This is a genomic window from Nocardiopsis sp. iso_186 (assembly GCF_056173365.1).
On record NZ_CM149670.1, the window covers coordinates 3,321,286 to 3,334,758 of the forward strand.

Consider the following 13,473-nt stretch of genomic DNA (forward strand, 5'->3'; position numbering starts at 1 on the left):
AAGTGGGAATTATTCTCTACATAAACACAAATCCTCTCGATTTCCGAAGCGGCATCCTCTCCTAAAAGGCCCCTGATGGAGTCGCTTGCAACTTCCTTTCGAAGCCTCTCTGTCTGCCGTGAATTAAAAATTGTATCTGCATAAGGGAGCACGCCGCTCAAAAGTGGAAACTCATCCTCATTTACAGTTCGCAAAGTTTCCATCCAGTCCAGCCCGCAAACCCCGCGCAATACTACCTCGCCAAGCTCTGTGCGAACTTGAATATTAATCATTAGATGACTCACTTGTCTGGAAATACACTTTCGACAGCACCATTCCTCACCCATACCGCAACCGAAAACAAGTCATTGCCGTCTGCATCATAGCCAACCTGGTGGCGACTTCTAATCTGGAGAGTATGACGATGGGCAGAACCAGTGCCAAGATTCATGCCCTCTATCGGCTTTCTCATTGCCAATTTGGCCCAGTTTTGAATATGTGCAGGCGTAACCCAGTGCTCGAACTTTGACTTTTCTGCCCAGTTCCAAGAAGCTGAATGATTCGCATCATGCCTTGGGAGGATATGATTATTCATTACATCATCTGAAATTGTTCCATTTCCACAGTTGTGTACGAGTACTGCGGTTTCGCCTGTGCGTACATGGTAGGTGTGGACATCTTGGATGGTGAGGTTGTGGACCCTCTGCTCACGAACAGTCCACTGTTTGACCTGTTCGATTTGGACCCAGGTGTCTGTCGGGGTGCGCAGCCACATTCCCTCGGCCAGCTCACCGGCCGCCACCCACTCGCCGAGGTCGGCCACCCAGAACTCGTGGTTGTCGGTGGCCACCACCGGCTCCCCGACCACGCCCTGCGCGCCATCGGAGCCCTGCACGCCCTCCGATTCCTCCGCGCCCCTTTCGACGGGCGCGCCCAAGGGGTTGGGGGCCTTCTCACTGGCCGCGTTGACCCAGACCTCGACCATCCGCTTGGCACCGGTGCCCACGTGCGTGGCCACCACCTCGCGCGCACCCCCCACACCGGCTTCCGGGTCGGCGGCCACCACACTGGCACCAACACTCAACGACGCGATAGGCACCGATGACCCGTCGGCCAGCAACACCGGCGTGGCTGGCACGAAACTGCACGTGCGCCCAGTACTTGGCCCCGATCTGGACGACGCCCCGCCCGAACCACTGGGGCGCGAGGACGAACCCGACCCCGCACTGGGTTTGGGAGCCGGCGCCGGACGCGTGGGCGGGCGCACCGGAGGCCTGGGCGTACTCGGGCGAAACCGGTTGACGGTGTTGCGTACCCACGGCATCGCCCGGGAGCCGACCGCACCCGCGATACGACCACCGATCGCGCCGCCGGCCCAACCGAACGCACCCCCCAACGCGGTGGCTCCCAGTGCCCCGGTGAAACTGCGGTTCCTGCGCGGTGTGCTGAGCCGGTAGCCGACCCAGCCCGACACCGCGCCGCCCAGGATCGCGCATCCGGCCGTGCCCGCGCCCACGGTCAACGCCGAGCACGCCGCGCCCACCGCGATGCCCACACCCGTGGAGATGATGGTGTTGCGGTGCTTCTTGACGAACCTCTTCGTGCTCCGGTACGCGGACTTGACGGTCTTCTTCGTCTTCTTGTACGCCGACTTGACCGTCTTCTTGGTCTTCTTGTACGCCGACTTCGCCGTGGACTTGGCCTTCTTCCACACCGACTTCCAGAACAACCCGTCGGGGTCGGTGTAGGTCATCGGGTTGTTGTTGGCGTAGATATAGCCATTGATCTGCTGGGCGTCGTCGAAGTCCAGGATCGGGTCCGCGGAGACGAACCGACCGATCGTCGGGTCGTACTCGCGCGCGCCCAGATGCGACAGTCCGGTCGAGGCGTCCACGACCTTGCCGAGGAAGCCCTTGTCGTCGGGCCACAGGCCCTCGGTGTGGCCGCGCTCCTCGCCGAAGGGGGTGAAGCGGCGGCGCACCGTCTCGCCGGTGGTCGCGTCCACCGCGAGCTCGGCGGTGCCGTGGTGGTCAGCTGCCAGGAACGTAAGCCCGTCCGCCTGGGTGCGCACCGCGACGGTCTCGTCGTTGTGGGTGTAGTACCGGGTACCGCTGACGGCACCGGCCTCGGAGCGCAGCTCCATGCCCGGCAGGTAGAGGGTCGTGGCCTGGGCGTCGGTACGGACCAACCGCTCGCCGGTGGGGGTGTAGACGAAGGACATCCGTCCTTCGGCCGTGTCGGCCGTGTTCAGTTTTCCCTCGGCGGTCCAGGTGAGGACCTGTTCCTCCCCCGCGATCACCCGCTTGACGGTGTTGCCGGACTCGTCGTACTCGTAGCGGTAGAGGCGGTCGCCGCCGGGGGTCTCCTCGACCACCTGGGACAGCGTGTTCGGCTGGCCGCCCTGGGGATAGCTGTAGGTGCGGACCGTGTCGGCGCTGTCGGCGGCGGCAGCGGTGGCGGCCTCGTCGGCGCCTTCCCCCTCCTGCTCCTCCCGGGCTGCGGCGGGCTCGTTCTCCTGCCCGTCGGTCGGAGCCTCTTCCACGTCGCCGACGGGGGCGGGAGACTGCTCCGCCTCCGGTGCGGTGGCCTCAGGCGCGGCCTCCTGATCCTCGGGGGCACCGGGGGCGGCCCACTGAAGCGGTCGCGGTTCGGGGACCGGGCCCGACTGGGGCGCCGGCGCGGGGCCCGGCTCCGGGGCGGGGACGGGTACCGGACCGGCGGTCTCCTGCACGGAGGGGGAAGGTGTCTGGGGCAGCGGGGAGAGGCTGGGGCTCGGCTGCGCCGACGCCTCTGCCTCCGGTGCGGGCTCCGCCTCTGCGGAAGGAGCGGTCTGCTGGGCCGCCGCGCTCGCCGCGGCCGAACCGACACCGTGGATGGTCTCGGTGAGGCGGTTGCCGGAGACGTCGTAGGTGAAGGAGTGCCAGTAGGGCTGCGGACCGCCGACGGTCTCCGTGGTGGGCTGGGTGGCGCAGACGTCGTCGCCGGTCTCACCGGTGCTCCACGCCTGGGTCATCCGCAGCAGGTAGTCGTGCTCGAAGCACTGGGTCTCGGAGACCCCGCCGGCAGGAGTGTCGGAGACCCACTGGACGGTGCCCGCGTCGTCGTAGCCGTAGCGGATATCGAGTTTGTCGGAGCCGGGGGCCTGGGTTTCGGCGCGGGAGCGCAGAAGACGACCGGTGCCCTTCTCGTAGTTGTAGGTCAGCCAGGTCGTGGGCCCGCCGCTGGAGAGTTGGTACTGAAGCGGTTCACCGGTCTGGGCGTAGTCGGTTCTGGTGACGTAGGTGCCCTCCGCGCTGCGCATGGTCGTGGGGCGTTGGAGGTCGTCATAACCGTAGAGCAGCGCCTCGGCCTTCAGCCCGCCTCCAGCGGGCATCCCCATCCCGCGGAGCGTACCGTCGAGATTGTAGGTGGCGGTGAAGGTGTAGTTGCCGGCGAGCGCCCCCTGGGAGGCGGGGATCCCGTAGACGGTCCTGGTCGGACGGTAGAGGTCGTCGCGCTCGGTCACCGCAATGCGGTATTGCTCCCCTCCCGCATGGCGGGTCTCCATGTACAGCTGCCCCTTGAGGCGGGTGTCGTACTCCCAGGAGGTGAGCCTGGTGCCGGTGGCGATGCTGCCCTCGTAGGTCGCGGTGAGCCGTCCCAGCAGGTCGTAGGCGTTGGAGACGGTGACGCCCCGCGCGTCGGTGGTGGAGACCAGTTGGTCGAAGTCGTCGTAGCTGAAGGTGCTGGTGCCCGCGTCGGGATCCACCGCCTCGATCTTGCGTCCGCGCTGGTCGTAGCGGTAGCGCCAGGTCTGGCCGGCGGGGCTGGTGACGGACTCCAGCTGTCCGGCCCGGGTGTAGGTGTAGGTGGTGGCGTCGTAGGCCCCGGTGGGGGTCGCGCCCTTGTACTGGCGCTTCTCCGTCTGCTGGCCGCGCGCGTCGGTGATGACGGTGGTGGGGATGCCGCCCTGCACCGGGGTGACGTGCACACGGTCGCCGCCGTAGGAGGCGGTGGAGCGCCACTTCTCGTCGCCGGAGACGCTTTGGATCACCGCGGTGGGCCGGCCCACGCCGTCGTAGGTGTAGCTGGTCTGGCCGTTGACGCTGCCGTTGACGACGGTCAGCAGGCTCGCCGAGGGTGCGCCCTCTGCATAGTAGACGTCGTTGGTCTTGGCGGTCTCGCCGATGGCGTTGTAGAAGGTGTCGGTGACCAGCCGCCCGCCGTCCGGCCCCTTGGTCTGCACCTGGCGGGGGCGCAGGAAGCCGTCGTAGATCTCGTAGGCGGGCTCGTAGGACCCGTCGTTGCGCAGATCCTCGCTCTTGACCGCGACCGGCGCGTCCTTGCTGATGAGGTACTCGAAGCGCTGGCTGGGAGAATAGCCGCGGCTCCTGGAGCGGTCGGGGTGCCAGATCTGGGTGAGGCGCCCCAGGGCGTCGTAGGCGAGGTCGATGCGGCGGTTGTTGGCGTCAACCTCCGCGACGGGGACGCCGCGCTTGGGGTCCAGGTCCATGGTCGTGCGGTGCTTGAGCGCGTTCTCGCCGACGATCCTGGTGGTCAGGCCGTTGGTCTCGGTGTAGGCGATGGTCTCGGTGACGAGGCCGGCGCTGTCGCGCATCTCCAGGACCCGGCCGAAGCGGTCGTAGGAGGTCTGTTCGGCCGTGAGATAGGTCGGGGTGGTGCCGTCGTGGGAGACGAGGTTCTCGACCTTGGTGACGTCGCCCTTCGTGGGGGCGGCGCCGAAGCCCTGGCCGTCGTAGTGCTTGCGCATGTCGGAGAGGACGTCGGTGGCGCGGTCGGGCGTGGTGGTGCAGCCCACCGCGACGATCTCCACCCGGGAGGCGTGGGTGAGCATCCCGGCGGCGGTGTTGTCCGCGTAGGTGGTGCGTACGCACTGGTCGTCGGCGGTGGTGGAGACGTCGCCGAAGTCGTGGACCATCGTCTCGCGGGCGGTCTCGGGGTCGAACGTGGTGGTGGACCTGGTCTCCTGCCACCCGCCCGAGGCCAGCGCGGTGAAGGAGCGCTCGGTGGCGTTGCGCTGGAAGGTGGCCCGGCTGGTGCCCCAGTCCTCGACGCGGGTGGCGGTGTGCCGACGCCAGGGGACGTTGACGTCCTTGTCGACGACGGCCGAGCCGTTGTAGTCGATCTCCTCCAGTTCGAAGCCGGCGAGGTCGTCGTGGTCGGTGTGCTCGGTGCCGGTGGAGTCGGTGACGGTGACGCTGCGCGTCCCGCCGCCCGGCCTCTTGTCGCCGTGCAGTCCGCGCAGGAAGGTGTGCTCGGTGCGGCCGGTCATGCTCTGGGCTCCGCCGCTGCGCACCCGTACCCTGCCGTAACCGCGCCACTGCCCCCAGGTCTGGTGCTTGGCGTCGGTCAGGCCGTTGGGCTCGTCGTGGCGCCAGCCGGCGTCGCCCAGGTACTCGTAACGGGTGTACTCCTCGGGGGCACCGCCGGTGCGGTCCTCCTCGATGAGTTCGGTGACCACGTACTTGTGGAACCAGTCGGTGATGGGGTTCTCGGCGCCCGGCGGGCTCCACTTGACCGGGTAGCAGCGCCCCGTGCTCTCCCCCGGTGTGGGCAGGGTGGTGGGGGTGCATTCACCGCCGGTGTAGTTGACGGTGATCTGGCCGCCGGTCTCGGTGTAGATGTTGGAGAGCCGGAAGCGGTTCAGGGGGGAGATGTGGTCCCCGGGCCTGTCAACGCGGTTGGGCAGCTGGATGCCGCCGAGTTCGATGGCGGGCAGGCTCTGGGTGCCGCCCACGTGCCCCGTCTCGGTGATCGTGGACAGCCACAACGTCCTGGAGCCGTCGCCGTTGTCGGTGAACAGGTGCTTGAGCGCGAAGGAGTTGACCTTGGCGTAACCGCTGCCGGTGCTGACCTGGGTGGTGATGTCGGTGAGGCGTTTGGTGGTCCAGAAGGACGGCGCGGTCTGCGCCCAGGCGCACCTGGTGTCGGCCTTGCAGTCGAGGTCGAAGGGGACGTCGGGCCAGTGGGTGGCGTTTGCCGCGGTGAGCTTGGCGGGGGCGCAGTCGAAGCTGCCGGTCTCCAGGCAGCGCTCGGCGACGGTGAAGGTGACGCGCGCCGGTGCGGTGGTGCTGTAGACCTCGCCCGCGCGCTGGCCGTAGTTGACCCGCTTGAGGTAGCCGCCACGGGTGTAGGCGGTACCGTTGCGGTCGGTCTTGGCCTCGCGGGCGTAGTGGTTGGTCTCCTTGCCGTAGTAGTAGGACATGACGTTGCCGTGCCGGTCCTCGACGTAGTCGAGGTTCCAGCGCCACGCCTGCTGGCACCAGGACTCCGCAAGGGTGCTCTTGTTGCAGGGCTCGTCCTTGTCGTCTCCGAAGACGGGGACGGTCCAGGCGGAGGCGGTCTCCTCCTTGCCGCTGCTCCACCCCGGCAGGCGGTTGAACCCGAAGTAGTACTTGATGCCCTCGACGGTGGTGACGCGCCAGTACTCGCCGTCGTTGTCGCCGTTGACGGCGCCGGTCAGGCGTTCGATCTTGGAACCGTCGTCGCTCTTGAGCCGCCAACGGCCCGTGGCGTCGTCCTTGATCAGCTCGCCCGAGGAACCGCCCAGCATCATGGTGGCGTTGTCGGTGCCCCAGCACTGGTCGCCCAGCGTCTTGTGACCGTCGTCGGCGCACGCCTTGTAGCTGCGTTCGATGTAGCCGGGCTCGTAGGAGAAGCCTTCGCCGACCCAGGACCCCTGGTTGTTGGTCGCGGTGGTGCGCCCGTCCACGGCCTGGGAGGAGTAGCCCAGGTCGATGGCGGGTTCGAGTTCGCCGGGGACGCCCGGCACCTCCACCGGGTGGTTCCAGGAGAAGTCGCCGGAGGAGAGCGACACGTCCCAGTTGGAGGAGGGCGCCAGTTGCGTGGCGGAGTAGCTGCCCTGGGACGAGGAGGCGTTAGCGGCCAGTGCGTAGACGGCAGGGGCGGCCGACGGCTCGGCGGTGAACGGCGACGGGGCGCGCGACCGGGACACGGGGTCGGCGAGCACCTGCGCGGTGAGGGTGTGCTCCTCGGGGTCGTTGCCGGTCTCGACCGGGCGGGGTGGGGAACAGAGCCCCGACTGCGGGGTGTCCAGCACGCACGCGGGCAGGCGGACCAAGTCGAGCCGTGCCCCGAAGTCACCGCCGTAGGCGTCGGCGAAGTCGGAGTAGTCGAGGGACAGCTCCACGCCGGCGGGTCGGGGGTCCCCGTCGGCACGGGTGACCCGCAGCAGCAGTCCTTGGACCCCGGCTGCCTTGGCGGCGTCCTGGCCCATGACCTCGACGTCCACCTTCTCCGGCCCGTCCCCGGTGGCCCCGGGGGCGGGCCGCACGGTGACCGGCAGTCCGCCGACCGACACGGGGCCGGGCTCCTGCCTGGGGAGGGGGGCGGCCCCGCCCTCCGGGGCGAAGACCCTGCCCTGACGCGGTGCTCCCGACTCGGACACCTCGACCGTCGTGACGGCGGCGGTGGGCCAGGCGACGTCGGCCGGCCCGGTGACGGCGGCCTCGTGCTCCTCACCGGGGACGCGCGGTTCGACCTTCGCGTCACTGCCGACGACCGCTGGGCCGAGATCCTGGATCGGTGGTGCTTCGTCGTCGAGCCAGTCGGGCCTGGGCGGCATCGCCTCGGTGAGCGTGACGAGCATGATCACGGCCATGGCGGCGCTCGCGAGGCGCGCGGTCCTGCCGTGGGCACGCCTGTCGAGGGGGGCGGGGGTGGTCATCGGATTCCTCACTGGGGGAAGCGGGGGTACCGCTGGAACGTGGGGAGAAGTGGGGGCGGCCCGGCGTCCGGGCCGCCCGGGGATCAGAGGTCGGGTTGCTCCTCGATCAGGGACAGGAGCCCGATCGTCGTGATGTCGGCGGCGCCGGCGTAGACACGGACATCGTCCACCGCACCGGAGAAGTACTGGCTCCAGTCACCGGAACTGAGCGCGCGTCCTAGGCTGAGTGGCCCGGTGGCTGCCCAGGAGGTGTGCGCGACGGCGGTGTTACCGGCGAGCTGGGCGTTGACGTAGAAGCGGATCTCACGCGCGAAGGCGTCGTAGACCACCGCGAGATGGTCCCCGCTGTACTCCGAGCTGGGCTGAGTCGTGTCGTAGCCGATGGTGGTGGTTTCGGCTGTTGCCCCGTCGGAGTCGGTCAGCGCCAGTTCCCAGCGACCGAGATCAGGACTGTAGCCGAGCTCCAGCTGGTTCTGGTTCTGCCCCGCTTGAGACAGCACCGTCATCGGCTGCTCAGGCGCAGCCGAGGCAAGCCGTGCACGGACGCTGAGGGTGAAGCTTCCGTCGGTCGCGGTGGGCGCGGCCGGGACGAACGCGTGTCCGTCGGTTCCGTCCAGCACCAGGTGACCGCTGCCGATCAGCGCGGGCTCGCCGAAGCCGTCGCCCTGGAAGATCTCCGCTCCACCGGACAGGGCCAGTGGTTGCCCCTCGTTCGCCTCCGGACTGGTTCCGTCCTCGACCTCGTTGAGCGGCCAGTAGGCGACGCGTTCGGTGGGCAGGCTGTACAGGGTGTGGACCTCGTCAGCAGTGATCAGCCTGTCGAAGGCACGCAGGTCCGAGAGCGCCCCGTGGAGATGGTCTCCGAAAGTTTCGGTATCGACGAAGGTGCGCCCGATGCGTCCCTCGCTCCACAATGCCATTGGGGCGACGGAGCCGTCCGGGGACTGTATAACGCTATGGCCGCCGTTACCGCCCTGACCTGGCCGGAAGGATGCCTCGGCTGCCTTGCGGCCGTTGACGTAGAGGGTGGCGTGCCTTCGACGGTCGTCGTTGACGACGGCCAGGTGCGTCCACACCCCTTGGACCGCACTGCCGGGAGCGGCGACGGTGAATCTCCCGGAGCTCCGGTAGTCGGGGAAGGTGATCTGCCATCCGTCGTGACTCTTGGCGTAGCCGAGCACGAAGTCCACGTCTTCGCCGCTGTCCTGGCTGAGTACCGTCTGGTCGCGGTTCGTCGCGTCGAGGCGCACCCATCCCGCCAGGGAGAAGGAAGACTCTGGAAGCCCGAGGTAGGCGCGGTCCGGGTTCAGGTAGGCGTCCTCTGTCCCGTCGAAAAGCGCGGCGGAGCTGCCGGGGCCGCCCGGCCCTGCCGTCCCGAAGGAGACCCCGGGTCCGGCCGGCGCGGGGGTGGGCGAGTACCACTCGCCCGCACCGGTGTCGGCCGCAGTAGGCGATCCCGAAGCCTCGTTGAGCGGCCAGTGCGGGGCTGCGGGACGGCCGGCACTGACGAGGAACATGTAGTTGGCGCGGGTACTCACCCGCCCTGCGGCGTCAACGGCCTCGACGTAGAGACTGTGCGGCCCTTCATATTCGGGGACGAATTCGAGGGCGACGCTCGCACCGGCCCTTGTCGGGGTGAGGGTGTTGGCGGTGGACGGGTGTGTGTTGACCCCGTAACGGTAGGCAACCACATCGGTGGAGGGCGAGCTGATGGTGAAGTTCCCGTAGGAGCCCACCCCGTCGTGCCACTTGTCGTCGTCGGGGTAGGCGGTGGACCGGATCACCGGTTCGGCCGGGCTGGTCGCGTCGTAGACGAACTGGCACCGGGTCTGGTCACCGTCCCAGCTCCATCCCGACCAGGAGTGTCCGTCGTGGGCGCGCACGATCCAGCCGATCACGACGTTCTGCGGGATGTCGGCGGGGATCTGGTAGTAGAAACGGGAGTTCGCGGCCTTGTAGGACGTGGTGAACTCGCGGCGCTGCTCCACTCCCGCGGCGTTGTTCCAGAACACTCGGAATTGGGCGCGGACCTGCTCGACGTTGGCGGAGGAGTGGTCGGGGTCGCGCAGGTAGGCGGAGATGCGCGGCGGCTCGTCCACGTAGGGGCGGCTCGCCCCGTACACGCAGGCCCCTCCGGGGCTCAGTTGCAGGTCGGACTGTTTGGGGAGGGTGGGCGCGGTGTTGTAGCGCACCTCCAGTTGGGCGTTGTCGCAGAACCGCTTCCACTGCGTGTAGTCGGACTCACTGTCGGCGCGCAGACCGAAGGTGGTGGTCGCCCACTTGCCGGCGGCCGCCTGGGTGACGGCGGCCGTGGCGTTGAACCGGGCGTTCTGGTTGGTGGTCGTACAGGAGCCCGCGGTGTTCTTCGGGCTCTTGGTGTCCAGCAGCGAGCTCCAGGCCGGCTGGTTGTTCCAGGTGGTGGACGAGGTGATCGCGCCCGTGCGGTAGAGCCTGACCGGCTTGGCCGTGGTGTTGTAGGTGTGGCGCAGGGTGACCGCGAACTCCGCCGACAGGATCTGCTTGCCGTGGTAGGCCGAGGTGGGGAGGCCGTAGAGGACGCGCTTGGTGCCCACCCCGTTGCAGTAGTAGGGGTCTCCGCTGAGCTGGGGGCAGCGGCCCGTGCCCTCGTCCTTCTTCCCGGCGAACTTCCAGAACTTCTGGCTGGGGTAGCCGCTGGACACCATCGCCCAACTCGACCGGGTCGCGGTCTTCCACACCGGGTCGATGTAGACGGGATAGACAGTGTCCTGCGCGCCGAGCAGGTCGGCGTCGGGGGTGAGCACGAGGTCGTCCCCCGCGACTTCGACGCCGACCTCGGCGAGCTTGGAGCTCTCGGAGGGGCCCTCGACGAGGTCGGGATCCTCGGCCTCGACCACAGCACGCTGCGCGGTCGTGGCTCCGGCGTCCTGCTCGCTCTGTTCCACGGCGCCCGAGTCCCACATCAACGGGACGGGGGCCTCGAAAACCGCTCCCCCTGCTCCGGTGTCAACGGCTTCGAGCCCGCCCTCGGGCCGCTCGCGCACCTCGACGCCCGAGGCGTCGATCGCCAGACGGATCAGGGCGAGATCGGGGTGCTGGGCGGCCTCGGCGCTCTCGACCACGAGGACGTGGGAGACACCGTCCACGTCGGCGCGCAGGATCAGGTTGACCCCGGGCAGGACCGCCTCGTAGACGGCCCGGGTTCCTCCGATCCGGGGCTCGGGGAGTTCGCCCGGCCAGTCCAGGGCGAGGACCTTGCCCGCCCGGGACAGCCGGGCGAGCGGTCCACTCCCGCCGGTGGACAACGACAGTCCGACGGTGGAGGCCTTGGGGCCGATCGTGCCGTCGGCGTGCTCGACGAGCGTGGCATCGGTGTCCACCCACGCGCCGGCACGCAGGACGCGCACCGGCTGGGTGTGCTCGATGGCGGTGAAGGTGCCGTCCGCGTTGGCGTAGACCTCGCGCCGCTCGGCGCGCAGCGTCTCGACCTCGACGCGCTCTCCCGTGTCGGCGGCCTCGGCGAGCGCCTCCCGCTCGTCCGGGGAACGCGCCTCCTCCGCTGTCGCGGGGGAAGCGCAAAGCAGTCCCCCCACCAGGGCGGACGCCATCAGGGCAGCACTGAAGCGCACAACGCGCATGGGCACATCCGATCCAGCATCGTAGAACAACACTCGAACCGAACCGGACAAACCCGGCGGTTTTCTAAATTCGAGCTAAAAGTAGCGGAAGCCTCAGAAGCTTTCCAGCCGGTTTCACATCACAGTGGTCGAGCAGCGAAGAGGGCGAAATCTCTGGTTTAACGCTCTGAGCTGGCTTTGGGGCCTTCAAACCGAAGGTCAACGGAAAGTCCCATGACCCGCTGTCCGGATCCGGCCACCCTTCCGTTCGGCTTCGGGGACGAACGCCCGCGCGCGGAGCGCCGAACGCCGGGAAGCACTCGTCCGCGCAGTTCAGAGCGACTGCCCCTTGGCTGTTTCGCACGCACGAAAGAAAAACAAGGACGCCGGGAGCAAACCGGGCGATCCGTCGAGAACAGCAGCGGGGTACACGGGAGGAATAAACGTCGGCAACGAGGGCAGGGAGGTTTTTTCGTCCGGCCGGCACGAGAAGCGTGCACCGTGCCGAGGGCGACCGGCGTCGCCTGAATCGGGCGGGGAACACAGCTCGTTCACGGTGGCGCATACGGAGGAACCGCGCGGTGGCCGTGTCCGGCTCCGGCCACGGTCACACCGTGGCACGCCGCGTGCCCGCCCAGGAGAAGCTGCGTTCAAGACGGTGACGGTCCGGCGGCGCGGCCGGGGGTGCGAAGGGCTCCGTCCTCCGACCGCGCCGTGTCCGGTTCAGGCCATTTCCCGGGTCCGGAAGTCGCGTGCCCCGGGTGCGAGCGCGGCGAGTGCGGGTGCGAGGAAGCACAGCAGCGCGCAGGTGGCGAGCACCGCCTCGATGCCGAACGCCTGGGCGGCCGGTGCGATGAGCGCCAGCCCCACCGGGGCGAGCCCGTAGGAGAACAGGAAGTCCAGGGACGACACCCGGGCGAGCTTTCCTGGTTCCACCTCGCGCTGGGCCGCGGTGAACCACGGCACGTTGAACAGTTCGATCCCGACCCCGGCCAGGACGTAGGCGGCGATGACGACCACGGGGTCCGTGGCGAACAGCAGGCTCAGCGGCGCGAATCCGTAGCAGGCCAGCCCGGCCAGGGCCGCCCACCCTTGGGAGCGGGGCCGCCAGCGGGCGACGAGTACCGCGCCGGCCAGGGCGCCGGCGGTGTAGGCGGTGAGGGCGGCGGCCAGAACCACCTCGGTGCCGTAGTGGTCCCGGCTGACCAGCGGGAGCAGTACTCCCGTCGCGGAGTACCCGGTGGCGATCACGGCGGTCAGCGCACCCAGGCCGGCCATGAACCAGGGGTGGCGGCGTGCCTCCCGCAGGCCGTCGGCGAACTCGACGTGGAAGGGGGCGCGGACCGACACTCCGACGGCCCGGGGGGCACCGGGCGGGGGGAGCAGGGCTGCGACCAGCCAGAGCAGGCCGGTGCCCAGCAGCAGGACCCCGGTGCCGGCGACGGTGGACAGCAGGGCGGTGAGCCCCGGCCCCACCAGGGTGCTGACCCGCACCGAGAACGTCATCGCGGCGTTGGCCTGCTGGCGCAGCGGCGGATCGACGACCTCGGCGGTGAGTGCCTGGAAGGCGGGGCGGCACGCGCCCTGTCCCGCACCGACCACGGCTGCGGCGGCGGCCATGAGGAGGGTGGAACCGCCCAGCCCGACGGCGAGGAAAGGGGTGGCCAGGGCTGCCGCGATGCCCGACCAGCGCACGACCGCCCGGCGCGAGCAACGGTCGGCCAGGATGCCGCCGACGGGTACGGCGGCGAGGAAGCCGACCGTCCGGGTGGCGAGGACCAGGCCGAGCCCCGCAGCGGTGAGGGAGCCGTCGAGCACGGCCAGCCCCAGGATGAACGGAAGCGCCCAGGTGGCCAGCCCCGAGGCGGTGGTCCCCGACCACAGGCGCACGAAGGCGGGGTCGCGCAGAACGGTCGTCCGCGGTGCTGGTGGGTGGACCGTGTCGGTCGCCGGCGGGGAAGGCACGAGTCGTCTCTCCTTGGGGACGGGCGGTGGTCATCCCCTCCACCTTAGATGGAAACAGTTATCATTCTCAATTTTACCGCACCCCCCGACATTCCCGATCGAAGGCGAACCACCCACGACGTGCCCACATTCCCCCAGGGAGCGTTTTCGGACATGCACCAACTGCGGCGCACTGTCAACAATGGGTGACAATGATTTTCATTCACACTATAGTGGCCGCTGGTAAAACCGACATTGACAGCACCA

3 protein-coding genes are annotated in these 13,473 nt (G+C 68.6%); all 3 read right to left on the reverse strand.

Annotated elements, in window-relative coordinates:
* Positions 1 to 280: 280 nt before the first annotated feature.
* Complete coding sequence (locus AC0VYP_RS14560) at positions 281 to 7,666, reverse strand: RHS repeat-associated core domain-containing protein (RefSeq protein ID WP_475470191.1); 7,386 nt, start codon at positions 7,664 to 7,666, stop codon at positions 281 to 283.
* A gap of 83 nt (positions 7,667 to 7,749) precedes the next feature.
* Positions 7,750 to 11,283 carry a LamG-like jellyroll fold domain-containing protein gene (locus AC0VYP_RS14565; protein ID WP_475470193.1) on the reverse strand — a complete coding sequence of 1,178 codons (3,534 nt, stop codon included), beginning with the start codon at positions 11,281 to 11,283 and terminating at the stop codon, positions 7,750 to 7,752.
* A 702-nt stretch (positions 11,284 to 11,985) separates the two neighbouring features.
* Entirely contained in the window at positions 11,986 to 13,227 is a 1,242-nt protein-coding gene (locus tag AC0VYP_RS14570; RefSeq protein WP_475470195.1) for an MFS transporter, read from the reverse strand.
* Positions 13,228 to 13,473: the final 246 nt, after the last annotated feature.